The organism is Pseudomonas sp. zfem003, assembly GCF_032621675.1.
In the GTDB taxonomy this organism is placed as follows: domain Bacteria; phylum Pseudomonadota; class Gammaproteobacteria; order Pseudomonadales; family Pseudomonadaceae; genus Metapseudomonas; species Metapseudomonas otitidis.
Genome location: NZ_JAVYJG010000003.1, coordinates 328444 through 348334, shown reverse-complemented (window position 1 = coordinate 348334; position 19891 = coordinate 328444). Strand labels below are relative to the sequence as shown.

At 68.7% G+C, this 19891-nt stretch carries 20 protein-coding genes and 1 pseudogene; 10 read left to right on the top strand and 11 right to left on the bottom strand.

Going from position 1 to position 19891, the window contains the following annotated elements:
• Positions 1-84: 84 nt before the first annotated feature.
• Positions 85-2931, top strand: coding sequence for a class I adenylate cyclase (locus tag RTK35_RS07785; RefSeq protein WP_316907730.1), 2847 nt, complete (start codon positions 85-87; stop codon positions 2929-2931).
• A gap of 18 nt (positions 2932-2949) precedes the next feature.
• Here the strand turns inward: RTK35_RS07785 and rnk are convergent, their stop codons facing one another.
• The 4 genes from rnk to RTK35_RS07765 all read right to left on the bottom strand — a co-directional run bounded on the left by rnk (position 2950) and on the right by RTK35_RS07765 (position 5098).
• On the bottom strand, positions 2950-3357 hold the full coding sequence (rnk, locus tag RTK35_RS07780) for a nucleoside diphosphate kinase regulator (RefSeq protein WP_074966986.1): 408 nt from the start codon (positions 3355-3357) through the stop codon (positions 2950-2952).
• A gap of 147 nt (positions 3358-3504) precedes the next feature.
• Positions 3505-3708, bottom strand: coding sequence for a DUF1289 domain-containing protein (locus tag RTK35_RS07775; protein ID WP_044400811.1), 204 nt, complete (start codon positions 3706-3708; stop codon positions 3505-3507).
• Positions 3689-4021 carry an iron donor protein CyaY gene (gene cyaY, locus RTK35_RS07770; protein WP_044400810.1) on the bottom strand — a complete coding sequence of 111 codons (333 nt, stop codon included), beginning with the start codon at positions 4019-4021 and terminating at the stop codon, positions 3689-3691. The genes RTK35_RS07775 and cyaY overlap by 20 nt, the downstream gene beginning before the upstream one ends.
• Positions 4022-4060: 39 nt before the next feature.
• Entirely contained in the window at positions 4061-5098 is a 1038-nt protein-coding gene (locus RTK35_RS07765; RefSeq protein WP_316907729.1) for an AraC family transcriptional regulator, read from the bottom strand.
• A 150-nt stretch (positions 5099-5248) separates the two neighbouring features.
• On the opposite strand from RTK35_RS07765, the gene lptM reads away from it, so the two are divergent.
• From lptM to RTK35_RS07735, 6 genes are read left to right on the top strand one after another with little or no spacing between them, the layout of a single operon-like run.
• Positions 5249-5374: an LPS translocon maturation chaperone LptM gene (gene lptM, locus RTK35_RS07760; RefSeq protein WP_074966982.1), complete on the top strand. Its 126-nt coding sequence runs from the start codon at positions 5249-5251 to the stop codon at positions 5372-5374.
• A gap of 9 nt (positions 5375-5383) precedes the next feature.
• Positions 5384-6631, top strand: coding sequence for a diaminopimelate decarboxylase (gene lysA / locus RTK35_RS07755; protein ID WP_316907728.1), 1248 nt, complete (start codon positions 5384-5386; stop codon positions 6629-6631).
• Positions 6632-6635: 4 nt separating this feature from the next.
• Positions 6636-7466: a diaminopimelate epimerase gene (gene dapF, locus RTK35_RS07750; protein ID WP_044400797.1), complete on the top strand. Its 831-nt coding sequence runs from the start codon at positions 6636-6638 to the stop codon at positions 7464-7466.
• Positions 7467-7479: 13 nt separating this feature from the next.
• Entirely contained in the window at positions 7480-8181 is a 702-nt protein-coding gene (locus RTK35_RS07745; protein ID WP_160480706.1) for a DUF484 family protein, read from the top strand.
• 22 nt (positions 8182-8203) lie between these two features.
• Positions 8204-9106: a tyrosine recombinase XerC gene (gene xerC / locus RTK35_RS07740; protein ID WP_044400790.1), complete on the top strand. Its 903-nt coding sequence runs from the start codon at positions 8204-8206 to the stop codon at positions 9104-9106.
• A complete protein-coding gene (locus RTK35_RS07735) occupies positions 9103-9807 on the top strand; it encodes an HAD family hydrolase (protein ID WP_172432278.1) in 705 nt (234 codons plus the stop codon). Before xerC ends, RTK35_RS07735 begins: the two co-directional genes overlap by 4 nt.
• A 57-nt stretch (positions 9808-9864) precedes the next feature.
• Here RTK35_RS07735 and sutA read toward each other — a convergent pair whose 3' ends face one another.
• The 4 genes from sutA to glnK form a co-directional block, all read right to left on the bottom strand.
• Complete coding sequence (gene sutA / locus RTK35_RS07730; RefSeq protein ID WP_044400784.1) at positions 9865-10185, bottom strand: transcriptional regulator SutA; 321 nt, start codon at positions 10183-10185, stop codon at positions 9865-9867.
• Between the two features lie 75 nt (positions 10186-10260).
• Positions 10261-10686 (bottom strand): secondary thiamine-phosphate synthase enzyme YjbQ, encoded by a 426-nt coding sequence (locus RTK35_RS07725; protein ID WP_044400781.1) that lies wholly within the window; start codon positions 10684-10686, stop codon positions 10261-10263.
• A 117-nt stretch (positions 10687-10803) separates the two neighbouring features.
• Positions 10804-12123: an ammonium transporter gene (locus RTK35_RS07720; protein ID WP_316907727.1), complete on the bottom strand. Its 1320-nt coding sequence runs from the start codon at positions 12121-12123 to the stop codon at positions 10804-10806.
• Between the two features lie 34 nt (positions 12124-12157).
• Entirely contained in the window at positions 12158-12496 is a 339-nt protein-coding gene (glnK, locus tag RTK35_RS07715; protein ID WP_003457590.1) for a P-II family nitrogen regulator, read from the bottom strand.
• Positions 12497-12906: 410 nt separating this feature from the next.
• On the opposite strand from glnK, the gene RTK35_RS07710 reads away from it, so the two are divergent.
• The 3 genes from RTK35_RS07710 (at position 12907) to betT (ending at position 16784) form a co-directional block, all read left to right on the top strand.
• Positions 12907-13170, top strand: a complete 264-nt coding sequence (locus RTK35_RS07710; RefSeq protein ID WP_044400771.1) for an accessory factor UbiK family protein — start codon at positions 12907-12909, stop codon at positions 13168-13170.
• Between the two features lie 37 nt (positions 13171-13207).
• A complete protein-coding gene (locus tag RTK35_RS07705) occupies positions 13208-14701 on the top strand; it encodes a YifB family Mg chelatase-like AAA ATPase (protein ID WP_316907726.1) in 1494 nt (497 codons plus the stop codon).
• 106 nt (positions 14702-14807) lie between these two features.
• A complete protein-coding gene (gene betT / locus RTK35_RS07700; RefSeq protein ID WP_316907725.1) occupies positions 14808-16784 on the top strand; it encodes a choline BCCT transporter BetT in 1977 nt (658 codons plus the stop codon).
• Between the two features lie 39 nt (positions 16785-16823).
• Here betT and RTK35_RS30490 read toward each other — a convergent pair whose 3' ends face one another.
• The 3 genes and pseudogenes from RTK35_RS30490 to RTK35_RS07690 all read right to left on the bottom strand — a co-directional run bounded on the left by RTK35_RS30490 (position 16824) and on the right by RTK35_RS07690 (position 19879).
• On the bottom strand, positions 16824-17546 hold the full coding sequence (locus RTK35_RS30490) for a methyl-accepting chemotaxis protein (RefSeq protein WP_373870815.1): 723 nt from the start codon (positions 17544-17546) through the stop codon (positions 16824-16826).
• 132 nt (positions 17547-17678) lie between these two features.
• Positions 17679-18800: pseudogene (locus RTK35_RS30485) on the bottom strand (Cache 3/Cache 2 fusion domain-containing protein); the annotation flags it as partial.
• A gap of 161 nt (positions 18801-18961) precedes the next feature.
• Positions 18962-19879, bottom strand: a complete 918-nt coding sequence (locus RTK35_RS07690) for a LysR substrate-binding domain-containing protein (protein ID WP_044400758.1) — start codon at positions 19877-19879, stop codon at positions 18962-18964.
• Positions 19880-19891: the final 12 nt, after the last annotated feature.

Genomic DNA, 19891 nt, shown 5'->3' with positions numbered 1-19891 from the left:
CCCGCGACGTCTCGCCCCGCACCGCCCCTGCCCGCCGGCATCGCCGGCTGGTAGGCTGTGCGTATTCTTCCGGCAGACGCTTCGATGACCCGCACTCAGGAAATCCGCCCCGACATCGACGACGGCATCGACCGCAAGGTCCTGACCCAGCTGCGCGCGCGCTTCCTGAAGGTCAACGCCGGTCGGCTCGAACGCGCCCTGCTCGGTCTCTCCAGCCGCCAGCAGATGGTGCTGCGCCTGCTGCCCCTGCTGTTCCACGTCAACCACCCGCTGTTGCCGGGCTACGTCTCGGGGCAGACCCCTGCCGGGGTCAGCGGCTACGAGCCGGACGACGACGTGCTCGCCGAAGCCCAGCGCCTGACCCGCTCGTTCGCCTACAAGGGCCGCCGTGGTTCGGCGCCGACACCGATCCAGGGCCTGTTCCTGATGGGCAGCCTGGGCACCGTGGCCCAGGCCGAGCAGAGCGACATGGACCTGTGGGTCTGCCACGACCCGGAACTGCCGGCGCCAGCCATCGCCGAGCTGCGCCGCAAGTGCGATCTGCTTGAAGCCTGGGCCGCGACCCTGGGCGCCGAGGCGCACTTCTTCCTGATCGACCCCCAGCGCTTCGTGGTGGGCGACCGCGAGACCCACCTCACCTCCGACGACTGCGGCACCACCCAGCACTACCTGCTGCTGGACGAGTTCTACCGCACCGCCATCTGGCTCGGCGGGCGCACGCCGCTGTGGTGGCTGGTGCCGGTGTACGAGGAAGGACGCTACGCCGACTACACCGCCAAGCTGCTGTCGCGCCGCTTCATCCGTGCCGAGGAAGTGCTGGACCTGGGGCACCTGTCGCACATCCCCGTGGGCGAGTTCGTCGGCGCCGGCATGTGGCAGCTGTTCAAGGGCATCGAGTCGCCCTACAAGTCGGTGCTCAAGCTGCTGCTGACCGAGGTCTACGCCAGCGAGCACCCGAAGGTGCAGTGCCTGTCGCTGCGCTTCAAGCAGGCGGTGTACGCCAACCACCTGGACCTGGACGAGCTCGACCCCTACATCGTGATCTACCGCCGTCTGGAGGAATACCTGCTGGCCCGGGGCGAGCGCGAGCGCCTGGAGCTGATCCGCCGCTGCCTCTACCTGAAGATCGACAAGAAGCTCAGCCGCCCGCCACGCAACCGCGCCAAGAGCTGGCAACGCCTGCTGTTCGAGCGCCTGACCCGTGAGTGGCGGTGGGATGACCGGCAACTGGCGCTGCTCGACAGCCGCAGCCAATGGAAGGTGCGCCAGGTGGGCACCGAGCGCCGGGCGCTGGTCAACGAGCTGACCTACAGCTATCGCTTCCTCTCCGAATTCGCCCGCGCCCAGCACGCCATCAGCTCGCTCAACAGCCGCGACCTGGGCGTGCTCGGCCGCCGCCTGTATGCCGCCTTCGAACGCAAGGCAGGCAAGGTGGAGTTCATCAACCCCGGCATCGCCCCGGACCTGGCCGAGGACACCCTCACCCTGGCCCAGAGCCCGAGCCCCGAGCGCGAAGGCGAGACCCTCTGGGCGCTCTACCCGGGTAGCCTCAACGCCCTCGAATGGCGCGACTTCGCCCCGATCAAGCGGGCCCGCGAACTGGTTGAACTGCTGGCCTGGTGTCACCGCAACGGGGTGATCGACGCCTCAACGCGTCTGTCCCTGCACCCGGGCGACAGCGACCTCACCGAGTACGAGCTGTCCAACCTGGTCAGCAGCCTGCAGCAGGGCTTCCCGCTGCCGCTGCCGATGGTGGACGAGGCCGCGCTGCTGCGGCCGAGCGTGCCGCGCCAGGTGCTGCTGCTGGTGAACGTGGGCATCGACCCGCTGAAACAGCACAGCCAGATGAACCTGCACATGACCACCGAGCGCACCGATTCGCTCGGCTACGCCGGCTCGCGGGAGAACCTGGTGCTGACCCTCGACCAGGTGACCCTGAATAGCTGGAACGAGCTGCTGGTGACCCGCTACGACGGGCCCTACGCCCCGCTGGACTGCCTGCGCGAATTCCTCAACAGCGTGGACCCCGCTGCGCCGCCGGACCTGCGGGTGCGCTGCTTCTGCCGCAACCGCGCGCAACCCATCGCCCAGCGGGTGGAGGACCTGTTCCTCGACACCCTCGCCCTGCTCGGCAACGGCCAGGTGACCCGCTACCTGCTGCAGGTGCAGCAGCAGTACCACGTGCTGGAACTGCTGCCGGGCCAAGTAGCCCACACCGCGCTGCCGGACATGCCGGCGCTGCTGGAACACCTGGGCGAAGACCTGCCGGCCTACAGCCCGTTGCAGCTGGATCGCTACGCCCTGGAGAACGAGGACCTGGCGCTGATCCTGCCGCTGGGGCGCCCGGGCTGCATCCAGGTGTTCTACCGCCAGGACGGCGAGACGGCGGAGCTCACGGTGCTCGACGAGCACAACGCCGTGTGGCGCCAGCGCCTGCCTTTCCGCGATCCGCAAAGCCTGCTGACGCCGCTGCAGCGCTTCCTGCAGTCGGTGCTCTACCGGCGCAACGCGCTGCTGCCGCTGGACCAACCGGCCCCGCAGAGCGGTCTTGAGGTTCTTTATTACGAGGTGCTGCCGTCGCCGCCCTTGCGCGCGCAGCAGGTGGAACGGCGGGTTGCGCCGCAGTCACCGGTGAGCCACCCGTTCTACGACGTGCAGGCGATCGTCGAGCCGCTGGACGCGAACCGCGTCCACATCACGCTCTACTGCAACCACCGGGAGTTTTCCGAACTGGAATACGGCGGCGAGCTGTTCGCCGCCGTGGCGCGCCACATCCTCGCCCAGCGCAGCACCGCCGAGCGCTACCCCTGCTACATCACCGACCTGGACCTGTCGCGGGTCCTCGGCGAGGGGCATGCGCAGACGGTGCACTACCTGCGCTACAAGGCGGAGCTGGAACGGGAACTGAATCGGGCGCTGGGCCTGGCCTGACGCCAGGCCCGGAGGGGCTCAACGGTCGTATTCGCCCGCGGCCTCGGGCTGGTACTCCACAGCCAGGAGCGTCAGCTTGAGGGTCTTGCCGCCGGGCACCGGCCAGTCGATGTCCTGCCCCACGGAGAGGCCGAGCAGCGCACTGCCCACCGGCGCCAGCACCGACACCTTGCCTTCGCCACCGGCGTCCTGGGGGTAGACCAGGGTCAGGTGGTAGTCCTTGCCACTGGCATCCTCGCGGCAATGCACGCGGGAATTCATGGTCACCACGCCCGGCGGCACCTCGTCGTGGCCCACCACCTGGGCGCGGGCGAGCTCCCGCTCCAGCGCCTCGGCGCCGGGGCCGAACTCCTCCAGTTCATCGAGCAGACGCTCCAGTCGCTGAAGGTCGAGGCGGGTGATGATGATCGAGGGTTGAGTGGTCATGGCAAATCCGATACTCCGGTTCCTAGGCTCGAAAAAGCGAAAACCCCGCCCGAAGGCGGGGTTTCCAGATGCTGTTCAGGCCGTACGCCATGGCGACGGCCCGACCGACACTACGTCACCACGGAGGCTCTTGGCAAGACCATCCGGTCATGGCCGTCGCGCCGCGAGGCGCTGGGCGGCGTCGCGGCAAATCTGCCGGCGACGGTCGTCGCTGGCTTCGCCCCACTGCAGAATCTCACTCAGGCTGCGCCCGCATCCGATGCAGATATCGGCGTCGTCCAGGCAGCAACGACGCACGCAGGGTGACGCGGGCCGGGGCTCGGGCGGCGGCTCAGAGCTCGTCGAACTCAAGGTCTTCGCCCGCCTGCTCGCGGGTCACGCGGGCGAGCAGTTCGCCCAGCGGCTCGTCGCTGGTGTCGCAGATCCAGCGTTGCGACTCCGCGTCGTAGTCGAAGTGGAAGCCGCCGGAGCGGGCCGCTACCCACAGCTGGCGCAGGGGCTCCTGGCGGCTGAGGATGACCTGGCTGCCGTTCTCGAAACGGATGGTGAGGACGCCCGCGCTGTTCTCCAGGTCCACGTCCAGATCGCTGCCATCGAAGAGGTCCTCGACGGCCTCCTGGACTTCGTCGACCAGATCGTGGAAACGCGCTTCGCTCAAACTCATCGGATGTACCTCAGGAAAAATGGAAACGTGGGCGACCTTTCAGCGCCCGAGGTGGCGACGGTACTCGCCTGGGCTCTGCCCGGTCCAGCGGCGGAAGGCCCGCGCCAGGGAGCCGGCCTCGCTGAAGCCGACCAGGAAGGCGATGTCGGCCAGCTCCAGGGCCGGATCGCGCAGATAATGCAGCACCAGTTGCTGCCGCGTCTCGTCCACCAGCTGGCTGAAGGTCAGGCCTGCGTCACGCAGGCGCCGCTGCAGGGTGCGCGGGCTCAGGCCCAGGTCGGCGGCCAGGTGTTCCAGGTCGGCGCCGTCCTCGGCCAGGCGCCCGGCCAGTGCCAGGCGCGCCCGGTCGAGCACGCTCTGGCCCTGGCGCAATTCCCCCAGCAGGCGGTCGGCGTAGGCATCGAGCATCTGCCGGACGTGTGAGTCGGCCTGGCCCAGGGGCGTGGCCAGCAGGCGGCGGGGAAACACCAGGGCGTTGTCGGGTTGCTCGAACAGCACCGGGCAGCGGAATACCCGACGGTGCTCGGCGGCGTCGGCAGGCGCGGGGTGCTGGAAGCGCACCTCCGTGGGCGGGATGTCGAGCCCGCTGATCCAGCGCCCGAAGGTGACCCAGCCGGCCAGGGACTCCTCCGCCACCTGGTCGCGCAGCAGCGGCAGCGACGGCTCCCAGGCCAGCCGCACCAGGGGCTCCTGGCCGGCGCGCGGAGGCTCGTCGTCCAGCTCCACCTGGCCGAGGTTGCCCACCAGGGCGGCATAGCGTGCCTGGCGGTGGAGGGCGTCGGAAAGGGTCGGGCAACTCATCAGCAGGTAGCCGAGCACGCCGTAGTAACCGGGGCGCACCGCCTCGCCCAGGTGCAGCCCCAGGCGCGGATCCTCCAGCCGCGCCATGGCCTGGCCCAGGAGTTCGAGATAGGCACTGGCGGCGATGCGCTGTTCGCGCTGAGCGAGGATGGAGGGGGTCAGCTGGATGCCGGCAAGGAAGGCCGCCGGCTCGATGCCGTGGCGCGCCACGTGGTCCACCAGGCCCTGGAGGTAGGCAACCGAAACCGAGCCGGCAAGGGGGGAAGAGGGGTCCATTCGGCCTCCGTTTTTGCCGCCCATCCTAGTGGCGCGAAAGCCCGTTTGGCTAGGCGCAGCGCCCGCCCGGCGGGTGTTTCGGCGCATAGGCAAGGCGATGGGTGGTCGGTATACTCCCGACCCAATTACGCATTGTTCAAGGATCTCGCCATGAAGCGGCTGCTCACCCCCATCGTTGCGCTCCTCGCTGTTGCCTGCCTGCTGGGCGGCTGTGGCCAGAAAGGCCCGCTGTACCTGCCTGACGACACCAAGTCCTCCTCCGAACACGCGCACTGAGGGGCCTAGATGGACGCTTTCACTTACCGCGACGGTGAGCTGTTCGCGGAAGGCGTGGCCTTGTCCGCCATCGCCTCGCGCTTCGGCACCCCCACCTACGTCTATTCCCGCGCGCACATCGAGGCGCAGTACCGCTCCTATGCCGATGCCCTGCAGGGCGTGCCGCACCTGGTCTGCTACGCGGTCAAGGCCAACTCCAACCTGGCGGTGCTGAACCTGCTGGCGCGCCTGGGCTCGGGCTTCGACATCGTCTCCAGCGGCGAGCTGGAGCGCGTGCTGGCCGCCGGTGGCTCGGCTGACCGCATCGTCTTCTCCGGCGTCGGCAAGAGCCGCGACGACATGCGCCGCGCACTGGAAGTGGGCGTGCACTGCTTCAACGTGGAATCGGTGGACGAGCTGGAGCGCCTGCAGGTGGTCGCCGCCGAGATGGACGTGAAAGCGCCGATCTCCCTGCGGGTGAACCCCGACGTGGACGCCGGCACCCACCCGTACATCTCCACCGGCCTGAAGGAAAACAAGTTCGGCATCGCCATCGAGCAGGCGGAGGCCGTCTACCTGCGCGCCGCCCCGCTGTCGAACCTGGACGTGATCGGCGTGGACTGCCACATCGGCTCCCAGCTGACCAGCCTGCCGCCCTTCCTCGACGCCCTCGACCGCCTGCTGGCACTGGTCGACCGCCTCGCCACCCAGGGTGTGCACATCCGCCACCTGGACCTCGGCGGTGGCCTCGGCGTGCGCTACAAGGACGAGCAGCCGCCCGTTGCCGGCGACTACATCAAGGCCGTGCGCGAGCGCATCGCCGGGCGTGACCTGGCGCTGGTGTTCGAGCCGGGCCGCTACATCGTCGCCAATGCCGGCGTGCTGCTGACCCAGGTGGAATACCTCAAGCACACCGAGCACAAGAACTTCGCCGTGATCGACGCGGCCATGAACGACCTGATCCGCCCGGCCCTGTACCAGGCCTGGATGGACGTGGTGCCGGTGCAGCCGCGCGACGGCGAGGCCCAGCGCTACGACCTGGTCGGCCCGATCTGCGAGACCGGCGACTTCCTCGCCAAGGACCGCGACCTGGCCCTGGCCGAGGGCGACCTGCTGGCCGTGCGCTCGGCCGGTGCCTACGGCTTTGTCATGAGCTCCAACTACAACACCCGCGGCCGTGCCGCCGAGGTGATGGTGGATGGGGAGCAGGCCTACGAAGTGCGTCGTCGCGAAACCCTCGAGGAACTCTACGCCGGCGAAAGCCTGCTTCCGGAGTAAGTCCATGCTGCTGCGTTTCACCAAGATGCACGGCCTGGGCAACGACTTCATGGTGCTCGACCTGGTCAGCCAGCACGCGCACATCCAGCCCAAGCACGCCAAGCAGTGGGGCGACCGCCACACCGGCATCGGCTTCGACCAGTTGCTGATCGTCGAGGCCCCCACCAATCCGGACGTGGATTTCCGCTACCGCATCTTCAACTCCGACGGCTCCGAGGTGGAGCAGTGTGGCAACGGCGCCCGCTGCTTCGCCCGCTTCGTGCTGGACAAGCGCCTGACCGTGAAGAAGCAGATCCGCGTCGAGACCAAGGCCGGCATCATCGAGCTGGATGTCCGCGCCGATGGCCAGGTCCGGGTCGACATGGGCCCGCCGCGCCTCGTGCCCCAGCAGATTCCCTTCGTCGCCGAGGCCGAGGCCCTGAGCTACCCGGTCGACGTGGACGGCCAGACCGTCCAGCTCGCCGCCGTGTCCATGGGCAACCCCCATGCCGTGCTGCGCGTCGAGGATGTGGACCGCGCGCCGGTCCACGAGCTGGGCCCGAAACTCGAACACCACCCGCGCTTCCCGCAGCGGGTCAACGTCGGCTTCCTGCAGGTCCAGGATCGCCACCAGGCCCGCCTGCGGGTCTGGGAGCGCGGCGCCGGGGAAACCCGTGCCTGCGGCACCGGCGCCTGTGCCGCCGCCGTCGCGGCCATTCGCCAGGGCTGGATGGACTCCCCCGTGCAGCTGGAGCTGCCGGGCGGCAAGCTGACCATCGAATGGGCCGGCCCCGGCCAGCCCGTGATGATGACCGGCCCGGCCGTACGCGTGTACGAAGGCCAGGTCCGCCTATGAACGAGCCGAGAGCATGAGCGAGAAGCACCCCGACGCGCCGCGCGCCCTCGATTCCGAGTCGGTCGCGGCCTACCTGCGCCAGCACCCGGAGTTCTTCGTCGACCACGAGGAGCTGATCCCCGAACTGCGCATCCCCCACCAGCCTGGCGAGGCCGTCTCGCTGGTGGAGCGCCAGGTGAAGCTACTGCGCGAGCGCAACATCGAGATGCGCCACCGCCTGTCCCAGCTGATGGACGTGGCCCGCGACAACGACCGCCTGTTCGACAAGACCCGCCGCCTGGTGCTCGACCTGCTGGACGCCAATACGCTGGAGGAAGTGGTCGGCGCCATCGAGGACAGCCTGCGCCATGAGTTCCAGGTGCCCTTCGTCAGCCTGATCCTGTTTAGCGACAGCACCCTGCCGGTGGGCCGCAGCGTCTCCAGCGCCGAAGCGCACCAGGCCATCGGTGGCCTGCTGGTGGCGGGCAAGACCATCTGCGGCGTGCTGCGGGCCCACGAGCTGGAGTTCCTGTTCGGCGCGGAAGAGGGCGCCAAGGTCGGCTCGGCCGCCGTCGTCTCCCTCAACCACCAGGGCCAGCACGGCCTGCTGGCCATCGGCAGCCCGGACCCGCAGCACTACAAGAGCTCCCTCGGCACCCTGTTCCTCAGCTACATCGCCGAAGTCCTGGCCCGGGTGCTGCCGCGCCACGCCACTCCGCTGCGCTCGGTGCGCTGAGCGCAGCGCGCCGGGAGGACCGATGAAGGCCGATCTGGAGCGCTACCTCGAACACCTGCGCAGTGAGCGCCAGGTTTCCCCGCACACGCTGGAAGGCTACCGGCGCGACCTGGAGAAGGTCGTGGCCCTGGCCGAAGGCTTCGGCCTCGATGACTGGACCACGCTGCAACCCCGCCCGCTGCGCAGCATGGTGGCGCGCCTGCACCAGCAGGGGCAGTCCGCCCGCAGCCTCGCCCGCCTGCTCTCCGCCGTACGCGGCCTGTACCGCTACCTGATCCGCGAGGGCCGCTGCCGACACGACCCGGCCAGCGGCATCAGCGCGCCCAAGGGCGAGCGACGCCTGCCCCGCACCCTGGATGCCGACCGCACCCAACAGTTGCTGGATGGCGCAGTGGAAGACGAGTTCATGGCCCGTCGCGACCAGGCCATCCTCGAGCTGTTCTATTCCTCCGGCCTGCGCCTGTCGGAACTGGTGGGCCTGGACCTGGACCGCCTGGACCTGGCCGACGGCAGCGTGCGGGTGATCGGCAAGGGCAACAAGATCCGCGAACTGCCCCTCGGGCGCATGGCGCGCCAGGCACTGGAGCGCTGGCTGCCCCACCGCGCCAGCGTGTCCCCGGTGGACGGTGCCGTCTTCGTCACCCGCCAGGGGCGGCGCATCGGCCCCCGCGCCGTGCGCGAACGGGTGCGGGTGGCCGGGGTGCGCGAGCTGGGCCAGCACGTCCATCCGCACATGCTGCGGCACTCCTTCGCCAGCCACATGCTGGAGTCCTCCCAGGACCTGCGGGCGGTGCAGGAGCTGCTCGGCCACGCCGACATCTCCACCACGCAGATCTACACCCACCTGGACTTCCAGCACCTGGCGGCGGTCTACGACAAGGCCCACCCCCGGGCACGACGCAACGGAGCCAAGGACGAGGAATGAGCATCCAACTGGTGACCTTCGACCTGGACGACACCCTGTGGGACGTCTCGGTGGTGATGCAGGGCGCCGAAGCCACCCTGCGCGAATGGCTGGGCAACGAGGCGCCGCGCCTGGGGCCCGTGCCGATCGAGCACCTGTGGGCGATCCGCGCCCGCCTGGTGGACGCCACCCCCGGACTCAGGCACCGCCTGAGCGAGCTGCGCCGGCGCATCCTCTTCCATGCCCTGGAAGAGGCCGGTTATCCACAGGCCGAGGCCGCGGAGCTGGCGGAGGCCGGCTTTCAGGTGTTCCTGGCCGCGCGGCACCGCATCGACCTGTTCCCCGAGGTGCACCCGACCCTGGAGCGCCTGGCCAACCACTACCGGCTGGCCGTGATCACCAACGGCAACGCCGACGTCCGCCGCCTGGGCCTGGCGGACTACTTCCAGTTCGCCCTCTGCGCCGAGGAACTGGGCATCGGCAAGCCGGACCCACATCCCTTCGAAGAAGCGCTGCGCCGGGCCGGCGTCCCCGCCGCCCAGGCGGTGCACATCGGCGATCACCCCAGCGACGACATCCAGGGCGCCCGCAATGCCGGCATGCGCGCGGTGTGGTTCAACCCCCAGGGCAAACCCTGGGACGGCGACGACCACCCCGACGCGGAGATTCGTACCCTGGACCAGCTACCCACACTGCTGGAGCGCTGGCACCGGGGTGCCTGACCCCGAATCGCAGGCATGAAAAAGCCCGCATCAAGCGGGCTCTTCCAGGCAACTCAATCAGATGGGGCGGCTGCCGTACTTGCTGTCCGGCTTCTTGGGCGGGTCGGCGACCACGTTGGGCTCCACCTCCTGCACCTTGCCGCCACGGGCCAGGAATTCCTCCATGGCACGGGCCAGCGCATCGCGCTCCTTCTGCTTGGCTTCGACGCTGGGCAGCTCCTCGACCTCGACGGCAGCGGCTTTCTTGCCCTTGCCGGCAGGGGCGGGGGATTCGCCGTCATCGCTGTCGTCGCCACTGTCCTCGGCGGCAGCCAGCTCCTCGCCTTCGTCCTCGTCGCCCGCTTCGAGCTCGTCTTGTTCCAGTTCTTCGTCGCTCATTCTTCTACCTCGTGTCTTGCAAGAGCAGGTTAGTTATAGCCCAGTCGCGCCAGGTTTCTACGCGCCCGGAAAAAATCACGATGCCTCGCCGTAGAGGGTCGCCAGCACCCGACGCGCACCGCCCTGATCGCGGTGTTCGCCGAGGTAGATCCCCTGCCAGGTACCCAGGGCGAGCGCCCCGTCACGCACCGGCAAGGTCAGCTGGCAGCCCAGCAGGCTCGACTTGAAGTGCGCCGGCAGGTCGTCCGGGCCTTCGTAGTCATGTTCGTAGCCACCCTCGCCCTGGGGCACGAGGCGGTTGAAGAACCGCTCGAAATCGCGCCTCACGGAGGGGTCGGCATTTTCGTTGACGCTCAGTGAAGCCGATGTGTGTTGCAGCAGCAGGTGCAACAGACCGATACGGCAGCGACCCAGTTCCGGCAATCCGGCCAGCAGCTCGTCGGTGACCAGGTGGAAGCCTCGCGCACGCGGCTTCAAGGTGATCAGCGTCTGGTGCCACATGGGCGCCACTCCCTCGGATTTCGCTCGGCGCGCATTCTAGCGCGGCCTCTGAAAAAGCAAAGGGCGCCTTTCGGCGCCCTTGGCAGCGGTTCGCACGCCCCGGAGGGGCCGGCGGGCTTACAGGTTGTAGCCGCGCTCGTTGTGCTGCGCCAGGTCGAGGCCGACGGCCTCTTCCTCTTCGTTGACCCGCAGGCCGATCACCAGGTCCAGCACCTTGAGGATCACGAAGGTGACCACAGCGGTATAGACGACCGTGAAGGCCACGCCCTTGAACTGGATGAACAGCTGGGCCGCGATGTTCTCGACGGTGCCGAAGCCACCCAGGGCCGGTGCTGCGAACACGCCGGTCAGCAGGGCGCCGACGATGCCGCCGATGCCGTGCACGCCGAAGGCGTCCAGGGAGTCGTCGTAGCCCAGCTTGCGCTTGAGGCTGGTGGCGCTGAAGAAGCAGATCACGCCAGCGGCCAGGCCGATCACCAGGGCGCCCATGGGGCCGACGGTGCCAGCGGCCGGGGTCACGGCGACCAGGCCGGCGACCACACCGGAGGCGATGCCCAGGGCACTCGGCTTACCGTGGGTCAGCCACTCAGCGAACATCCAGCCCAGGGCAGCCGCCGCGGTGGCGATCTGGGTGACCAGCAGGGCCATGCCCGCAGTGCCATTGGCTGCCACGGCGGAGCCGGCGTTGAAGCCGAACCAGCCCACCCACAGCATGGCGGCGCCGATCAGGGTGTAGCCCAGGTTGTGCGGGGCCATCGGGGTGGTCGGGTAGCCCTTGCGCTTGCCCAGCACGATGCAGGCCACCAGGCCGGCGATACCGGCGTTGATGTGCACCACGGTGCCACCGGCGAAGTCCAGCACGCCCCAGTCCCACATCAGGCCGCCGTTGCCGCTCCACACCATGTGGGCAATCGGCGCGTAGACCAGGGTGAACCACACGGCCATGAAGATCAGCATCGCGGAGAACTTCATGCGCTCGGCGAAGGCACCGACGATCAGGGCCGGGGTGATGATGGCGAAGGTCATCTGGAAGGTGATGAACACGCTTTCCGGCACGGCGTACACCAGGCTGCTGGTGTTCAGGCCGCTGAGGAAGGCCTTGGACAGGCCGCCGATGAAGGAATTGAAGTTGACGACGCCCTGCTCCATGCCGGTGGTGTCGAAGGCCAGGCTGTAGCCGTAGACGACCCAGAGCACGCTGATCAGGCCGGTGATGGCGAAGCATTGCATCATCACCGAGAGGACGTTCTTGGAGCGGACCATGCCGCCGTAGAACAGCGCCAGGCCGGGAATGGTCATGAACAGCACCAGTGCCGTGGCGACGATCATCCATGCGGTGTCGCCACTGTTCAGCACGACCTCGTCGGCGGCCATGGCCAGGCCGGGGGTAACGAGGGACAAAAGGGCTCCTAGCCCTGCGGCTTTACGCAGAGTCATGTGGTTTTCTCCTGGGGCGTTGGGGTTCGGAGGCTTAGATCGCGTCGGTGCCGGTTTCGCCGGTACGGATGCGGATGGCCTGTTCCAGATTCACGACGAAGATCTTGCCGTCACCGATCTTCCCGGTGTTGGCCGCCTTGGTGATGGCCTCGATGACACGGTCGAGCTGGTCATCGGCGATGGCGACGTCGATCTTCACCTTGGGCAGGAAGTCGACGACGTACTCGGCGCCACGGTACAGCTCGGTGTGGCCTTTCTGGCGCCCGAAGCCCTTGACCTCGGTAACGGTGATGCCCTGCACGCCGATCTCGGACAGCGACTCGCGCACGTCATCGAGTTTGAACGGCTTGATGATGGCAGTGACTAGCTTCATGAAACTTCTCCCGTATTTGGTGGACTTGCCCCAGGAAAACGAACCCGGCTCAAGTCTAAGCGCAGTGCCTGGCTTTGTAACGCGTCGAACCGCCCTGGCCCGGCCCGCTTCGACGCCAACCAACCGCTCCTGGCGAAACACTCCCCCGCCTCGCCTGACGCACCGGTACTGCATCGGTGCACCCTTCACCAGCGCTAAAGCAGAAAGCTTGCCAGCTCGCCCAAAAGCCCCGTTTTTCAAGCAGATAGTGGCTCTTGGCCGTGGCGCCGGGCAGCACTGCCCCAAAACGATGCACGGAAAAGGTGCACGCGCACTTCAGCCATTGCTCGGAAATCGTGCGTCGGCCTGTCGCCCGACTCGGCCGGGACCCCGTGGTAAACTCCGGCCCGCCCTGTCAACGGATGCCAACCATGCTGCCGCCCAAAGCCCTGCTCGATGCCCTCGGCTCCCACGCCTCCCGCCTGTTCAACGGCGACACCCCGCTGCCCCGCGCCGAATTCGAGGCCCAGTTCAAGGCCCTGATGCAGAGCGCCTTCAGCAAGCTGGACCTGGTCAGCCGCGAGGAATTCGACAGCCAGATGGTGGTGCTCGCCCGCACCCGCGCGCGCCTGGAAGCCCTGGAGGCCAAGGTCGCGGAGCTGGAAGCCCAGCTGAACCCGCCGCCCACGGAGTAAGCCACTCCGGCCGGGCGGACCGATCAAGGAGCGATCCATGTCCCTGGCCCTCGTCCACAGCCGCGCCCAGGTCGGCGTGGAAGCCCCCGCCGTCACAGTGGAGGCGCACCTGGCCAACGGCCTGCCGTCCCTGTCCCTGGTCGGCCTCCCGGAAACCGCCGTCAAGGAGAGCAAGGACCGCGTCCGCAGCGCCCTGCTCACCAGCGGTTTCGAATTCCCCCTGCGGCGCATCACCCTCAGCCTTGCACCAGCCGATCTTCCCAAGGAAGGCGGACGCTTCGACCTGGCCGTCGCCCTCGGCATCCTCGCGGCCAGCGGCCAGGTGCCCGCCGCAGCCCTGGAGCAGTTGGAGTGCCTCGGCGAGCTGGCGCTGTCCGGTGCCCTGCGTCCGGTGCAGGGCGTGTTGCCCGCTGCGCTGGCGGCTCGCGCTGCCGGACGGGCGCTGGTGGTGCCGCGGGAGAACGCCGAGGAGGCCAGCCTGGCCAGCGGCCTGACGGTGTTCGCCGTGGGCCACCTGCTGGAGCTGGCCGCCCACCTCAACGGCCAGACCCCGCTGGCACCGTTCCAGAGCCAGGGCCTGCCGCTGCAGGCTGCGCCCTATCCCGATCTCGCTGACGTCCAGGGCCAGCTGGCGGCCAAACGCGCGCTGCTGGTGGCAGCAGCCGGAGCCCACAACCTGCTGCTGTCCGGCCCGCCCGGCACCGGCAAGACGCTGCTGGCCAGCCGCCTGCCGGGCCTGCTGCCTCCGCTGGAGGAACACGAGGCCCTGGAAGTGGCCGCCATCCATTCGGTGGCCAGCCAATCGCCGCTGGCATGCTGGCCCCAGCGTCCCTTCAGGCAGCCTCACCACAGCGCGTCCGGCCCGGCCCTGGTGGGTGGGGGCAGTCGTCCGAAACCTGGCGAGATCACCCTGGCGCACCAGGGCGTGCTGTTCCTCGACGAGCTGCCGGAATTCGACCGCAAGGTGCTGGAGGTCCTCCGAGAGCCCCTGGAAAGTGGCGAGATCATCATCGCCCGGGCCAATGACCGGGTGCGCTTCCCGGCGCGCTTCCAACTGGTGGCGGCCATGAACCCCTGCCCCTGCGGCTACCTGGGCGACGACACCCATCGCTGCCGCTGCACACCGGAGCAGATCCAGCGCTACCGGGCCCGGCTCTCCGGTCCGCTGCTGGACCGCATCGACCTGCACCTGACGGTCGCCCGCGAAGCCACACACCTTGGCGCGCCCGTCAGCGGCGGGCTCGACAGTGCCACCGCCGCCGGGGAAGTCGGACGAGCCCGGCGTCGGCAACTGGCTCGCCAGGGCTGCGCCAACGCCTTCCTCGACCTATCCCGGCTGCACCAGCACTGTCCGCTGACGCCCGACGACCAGCATTGGCTGGAGCAGGCCTGCGAGCGCCTCGGGTTGTCCCTGCGTGCCGCGTACCGGCTGATCAAGGTGGCCCGCACCCTCGCCGACCTGGCGGACGCGCCCGACATCCAGCGCCACCACCTGGCGGAAGCCCTGCAGTACCGGCCGACCAGCAGCTGAAAAAACTATGAGGAACAAGGGGCCGAAAGAGCCGATCTATCGACTCTGTTAGACTGCGCCGCCTTCCGCCCTTGGCGGCCATCCGATCGAAAGGAGAGCTAGCTCAATGGAGGCACGTTCGTCTTCCCCATCCACCCTCAACCCACCGGTGTTCTACGGCTCTGCCGTCCTCGTCATCGCCCTGGTGCTCTACAGCACCCTGGCCCGCGACCAGGCCCAGTGGCTGTTCGGCCAGATCCAGCAGTGGATCGTCCTGAACGCCAGCTGGTTCTACGTCCTCAGCGTCGCGCTGATCCTCATCACCGTCGTCTTCCTCGCCGTCAGCCGCTTCGGCGACATCCGTCTCGGCCCCGACCACAGCCGCCCCGACTACGGCAACGGCACCTGGTTCGCCATGCTCTTTGCCGCCGGCATGGGCATCGGCCTGATGTTCTTCGGCGTGGCCGAACCCCTGATGCACTACGTCAACCCGCCGGTAGGCGACCCCCACACCGTGGCCGCCGCGAAGGAGGCCATGAAGCTGACCTTCTTCCACTGGGGCCTCCATGCCTGGTCGATCTACGCCATCGTCGCGCTGATCCTGGCCTTCTTCTGCTTCCGCCATGACCTGCCGCTGACCCTGCGCTCGGCGCTCTACCCGCTGATCGGCGATCGCATCTACGGCCCCATCGGCCATGCGGTGGACATCTTCGCCATCCTCGGCACCGTGTTCGGCATCGCCACCTCCCTGGGCTACGGCGTGCTGCAGATCAACGGCGGCCTGCACCACCTCTTCGGCGTCCCGGTCAGCACTCCGGTGCAGCTGGCACTGATCGCCGGCACCTGCGGCCTGGCCACCCTCTCGGCAGCCAGTGGGCTGAACAAGGGCATCAAGGTCCTGTCGGAGCTGAACCTGGCGCTGGCAACCCTGCTGATGCTGCTGGTGCTGGTCCTCGGCCCCACGGTGTTCCTGCTGCAGACCTTCGTGCAGAACACCGGCGGCTACCTGTCGGAGATCGTCAGCAAGACCTTCAACCTCTACGCCTACGAACCCACCGACTGGATCGGCGGCTGGACGCTGCTCTACTGGGGCTGGTGGTTGTCCTGGTCGCCCTTCGTCGGGCTGTTCTTCGCCCGTATCTCACGCGGCCGCACCATCCGCGAGTTCGTCTGCGGGGTGCTGTTCGTCCCCGCCGGCTTCACCCTGCTGTGGATGACCATCTTCGGCGACACCGCCATCCACATGGTGCTCAACCAGGGCTACCTCGACCTGGTGGAAACGGTGCAGCAGGACAGCTCGCTGGCACTGTTCGCCTTCCTCGACCACTTCCCCCTGTCCACCCTGTTGTCGCTGCTGGCAGTGGCGATGGTGGTGGTGTTCTTCGTCACCTCGGCCGACTCCGGAGCCCTGGTGCTGGACATGCTGGCCTCGGGAGGGAAGGAGAACACCCCGCTGTGGCAGCGCCTGTTCTGGTCGATTCTCACTGGCGTGGTGGCCATGGCACTGCTGCTGGCCGACGGCCTCAAGGCCCTGCAGACCGCCACCATCGCCAGCGCGCTGCCCTTCGCAGCGGTGTTGCTGGCCGCCACCTGGGGCCTGCTCAAGGCCCTGCGGCTGGACGCCACCAAGCGCGGCATCCGCTACCAGGCACTCGCCCTGTCGCGCCCGGCGCAGCAGCAGCTGGGCGGCTGGCAGCGGCGGCTGCGCAACATCCTCATGTTCCCCCGGCGCAGCCACGTCACCCGCTTCATCGACGAAGTGGTGCGCCCGGCCTGCCTGGAGGTGGCCGAGGAGCTGCGCAAGCAGGGCTGCGCGGTGGAAGTGCTGAACGGCGAGGACGGCCGCTGCAAGCTCAACGTCGGCCACGGCGAGGAGGTGGACTTCAGCTACGAGGTGCGTCCGCGCTCTCTGCTGCTACCGCGCTTCATGGCCCGCGAAGGGAGCGAGGAGAACGGCGACGCCCGCAAGTACTTCCGCGCCGAGGTGTACCTGCGCGAGGGCGGCCAGGACTATGACGTGATGGGCTGGAGCCGGGAGGAAGTGATCGGCGACCTGCTCGACCAGTACGAGAAGCACCTGCACTTCCTCCACGTGGTGCGCTGAGCACCTGCGGCAGGGCCCGGCTAGCCGGGCCCCGGTGGGTCAGCGGAAGCGGCCCACTTCCTGGCGCAGCTCCTCGGCCAGGCGGTCCAGCTCCCGGGCCGTCTGCGCCAGGTTCGCCACCACCTCACGCTGCTCGCTGTTGGCCAGGGCGATGCTCTGCAGGTTGCTGCTGAGCAGGGTCGCGGTGCTGCTCTGTTCCTGGGTGGCGGTGGTGATGGCGGTGACCTGCTCGCCGGCGGCGGCGCTCTGCTGGGCGATCCGTGCCAGCGCATCGGCCACCTTGGCGTTGCGCGCCAGGCCTTCCTGCATCAGCGCCTTGCCGTGCTCCATGGTGCTGATGGCGCTGGCGGTCTCCTGCTGGATGCTGCCGATCATGCTGGAGATCTCGGTGGTCGCCTCGCGGGTACGGCCGGCCAGGCTGCGCACCTCGTCGGCCACCACGGCGAAGCCACGGCCCTGTTCGCCGGCCCGGGCGGCCTCGATGGCGGCGTTGAGGGCCAGCAGGTTGGTCTGGTCGGCGATGGCGGTGATGACGCCGACGATGCCGCCGATCTCCTGGGAGCGCTGGCCCAGGGTGTTGATCACCTCGGCGGTGCCGTTGAGCGCGTTGGCGATCTGTTCCAGGGCCGTGGACGCCTCGTCCATCGCCACCTGGCCGATGCGCGTCTGCTGGGCGTTGTCGCTGGCCAGGCGCTCGGTGGCACGCATGTTGTCGGCGATGTTCAGCGAGGTGGCGCTGAACTCCTCCACCGCGCCGGCCATGCTGCTGATCTCGCCGGACTGCTGCTCCATGCCCTCGTGGGCACCGCTGGCCAGGCCCGAGAGCACCTGGGAGCGGCTGCTCACCTGCTGAGCGGAACTGCGGATGTGCGCCACCATGGTCGACAGCGCCTCGCCCATCTGGTTGAAACTGCCGGCCAGCTCGCCGATCTCGTCACGGCTGGACACGTCCAGGCGCACCCCGAGGTTGCCGGCGCCCAGGGCGCGGGCCTGGTCCACCAGGTCGCCCAGGGGCTTGAGGCGCAGGCGCAGCAGGCCGATCACCGCAGCCACCGCCAGCACCATCGCCAGCAGGCTGCCGAGGGCCAGCTGGCTGCCGACCCGCCAGGTGACCTCGCCGATCTCCTCCTCGGGCATGCTCGCCACCACCTGCCAGGGCCCGTCGGCGAAGGGCACGGCGATGCTGAAGAAGTCCTCGGTGCCATCGCTCCAGAACAGCCCCTTGCCGGGGTTGGCCTGCAGGCTCTTGAGGGCATCGCCGATGGCTTCCGGGCGGCGCACGCCGGCGGGGGCCACCAGCCATTTGCCGGTTTCGTCCAGCAATGCCAGGGAGCCGGTGCGGCCGATGCGGAAGCGCTCCAGGTTCCTGAACTGGGCGTTCTGCGCGTCGGTGTAGTCGAAGCCGACGAAGAGCACGGCGATCACCGCACCGGTGTCGTCGCGCACCGGGGTGTACTGGGTCATGTAGTAGCGGTCGAACAGCAGGGCCCGGCCCACGTAGTTCTGCCCGGCCAGCAGGCGCTGGTAGGCCGGGTGGGCGTGGTCGAGCACGGTGCCGATGGCGCGGGTGCCGTCCTGCTTGTTCAGCGAGGTGGTGATGCGCACGAAGTCGGCGCCATCGCGGACGAACACCGTGGCGACGCCAGCGGTGAGTTGGCGGAATTCGTCCACCAGGGTGAAGTCGTTGTTCAGCACCTGGCCGTTGAGGTACAGCGCCGGCGGGGTCAGGGCCGCCACCGGTACGCGCTCGCCGCTGTGCAGGGTGAGGCCCTGGGCAAAGCGCTGCTCGAACAGGCTGGCCAGGCGCTGGGTGCTCTCGCGCAGGCTGCCATGGAAGGTGGTGAGCTGGTCGGCCAGCAGGCGGGCCTCGCTGGCCAGGTGCTCCTCGCGGGTGGCCAGGTTGGCCTTGTCCAGCGAGCGCAGGGCGAAGAGGGTGCTGCCGCTGATCAGCAACACGAGGATCAGGGCGAGGGCGGCGGCGAGCTGCCAGGCAATGCGTGACCTGGGCTGGTTCATGGGGGGAATCTCCGGAAATAGGGCAAGGCGACACGCGAGGAGGTCTCTGCCCCCTTCGCGGGGCGGCGAGAATACTTGAGTGCCCTACTGAGGTATAGGACGGCTGTGCTTCGCTGCGAGCTGTTCTTTCCGATGTTGCCGTCAGGCCGACGAACGGCCGCTCAGTCCAGCAATTCCACGGCCGGCAGGTCCATGGCGGCCACTTCGGCGAGAAGGAAATCCCGCAGCCGCTGCAGGCGTTCCTGGTCCCGGCGACCGCGTGGCCAGACCAGGTAATAGCTCTCGCCGCTGGCCACCGCAGCCGGCCAGGGCAGGCCGATGCGGCCGCTGGTGGCGTCCTCGGCGATCATCACCAGGTCGCCGATGGACACCCCATAGCCCCGGGTGGCGGCGACGATGCCCAGCTCCAGGGTGTCGAACACCTGGCCGCCCTTCAGCGAGACCTGCTCCTCCAGCCCCATGCGCTGCAGCCAGCGCCGCCAGTCGCGGCGATCCGGCGTGGGGTGCAGCAGCTCGGCCTGGCGCAGCTGCTGCACCGTCCAGGGCTGCCGGGCCTGGGCGGGCTCGCAGACCGGGATCAGCCACTCCGGGAACAGCCGCGTCACTTCCCAGTCCTGGGTGAAGTGGCCGTCGGAGAGCAGCACCGCGCAGTCGAACGGCTCGTGCTGGAAGTCCACCTTGTCCACGTCCATCCAGGCGCTGGTGAGCTGCACCTCGTTCTCCGGGCTGAGGTGGCGGAAGCGCGACAGCCGCGCCAGCAGCCAGCGCATGGTGAGGGTGGAGGGGGCCTTGAGGCAGAGGTTCCCGTCGTCCACCCGCAGGATGGAACAGGCGCGCTCCAGGGCGTCGAAGCCCTCGCGCAGGCCGGGGAGGATGACCCGCGCGGCCTCGGTCAGTTGCAGGTGGCGGCCCCGGCGCTCGAACAGGCGGCAGGCGAAGTGCTCCTCCAGGGTGCGGATGTGCCGGCTCACCGCGCTCTGGGTGATGGCCAGTTCCTCGGCCGCGCGGGTGAAGGAGGCGTTGCGTGCCGCTGCCTCGAAGGCACGCAGGGCATAGAGCGGGGGCAGGCGGCGGGACATGGCGACACTCTC

Bases quoted from the DNA above. Each gene is read 5' to 3' on its own strand.
- RTK35_RS07785 (WP_316907730.1), top strand. From the start codon at position 85: ATGACCCGCACTCAGGAAATCCGCCCCGACATCGACGACGGCATCGAC.
- rnk (WP_074966986.1), bottom strand. From the start codon at position 3,357: ATGACCACTCAACCCTCGATCATCATCACCCGCCTCGACCTTCAGCGA.
- cyaY (WP_044400810.1), bottom strand. From the start codon at position 4,021: ATGAGTTTGAGCGAAGCGCGTTTCCACGATCTGGTCGACGAAGTCCAG.
- RTK35_RS07765 (WP_316907729.1), bottom strand. From the start codon at position 5,098: ATGGACCCCTCTTCCCCCCTTGCCGGCTCGGTTTCGGTTGCCTACCTC.
- lptM (WP_074966982.1), top strand. From the start codon at position 5,249: ATGAAGCGGCTGCTCACCCCCATCGTTGCGCTCCTCGCTGTTGCCTGC.
- lysA (WP_316907728.1), top strand. From the start codon at position 5,384: ATGGACGCTTTCACTTACCGCGACGGTGAGCTGTTCGCGGAAGGCGTG.
- dapF (WP_044400797.1), top strand. From the start codon at position 6,636: ATGCTGCTGCGTTTCACCAAGATGCACGGCCTGGGCAACGACTTCATG.
- RTK35_RS07745 (WP_160480706.1), top strand. From the start codon at position 7,480: ATGAGCGAGAAGCACCCCGACGCGCCGCGCGCCCTCGATTCCGAGTCG.
- xerC (WP_044400790.1), top strand. From the start codon at position 8,204: ATGAAGGCCGATCTGGAGCGCTACCTCGAACACCTGCGCAGTGAGCGC.
- RTK35_RS07735 (WP_172432278.1), top strand. From the start codon at position 9,103: ATGAGCATCCAACTGGTGACCTTCGACCTGGACGACACCCTGTGGGAC.
- sutA (WP_044400784.1), bottom strand. From the start codon at position 10,185: ATGAGCGACGAAGAACTGGAACAAGACGAGCTCGAAGCGGGCGACGAG.
- RTK35_RS07725 (WP_044400781.1), bottom strand. From the start codon at position 10,686: ATGTGGCACCAGACGCTGATCACCTTGAAGCCGCGTGCGCGAGGCTTC.
- RTK35_RS07720 (WP_316907727.1), bottom strand. From the start codon at position 12,123: ATGACTCTGCGTAAAGCCGCAGGGCTAGGAGCCCTTTTGTCCCTCGTT.
- glnK (WP_003457590.1), bottom strand. From the start codon at position 12,496: ATGAAGCTAGTCACTGCCATCATCAAGCCGTTCAAACTCGATGACGTG.
- RTK35_RS07710 (WP_044400771.1), top strand. From the start codon at position 12,907: ATGCTGCCGCCCAAAGCCCTGCTCGATGCCCTCGGCTCCCACGCCTCC.
- RTK35_RS07705 (WP_316907726.1), top strand. From the start codon at position 13,208: ATGTCCCTGGCCCTCGTCCACAGCCGCGCCCAGGTCGGCGTGGAAGCC.
- betT (WP_316907725.1), top strand. From the start codon at position 14,808: ATGGAGGCACGTTCGTCTTCCCCATCCACCCTCAACCCACCGGTGTTC.
- RTK35_RS30490 (WP_373870815.1), bottom strand. From the start codon at position 17,546: ATGGCCGGCGCGGTGGAGGAGTTCAGCGCCACCTCGCTGAACATCGCC.
- RTK35_RS07690 (WP_044400758.1), bottom strand. From the start codon at position 19,879: ATGTCCCGCCGCCTGCCCCCGCTCTATGCCCTGCGTGCCTTCGAGGCA.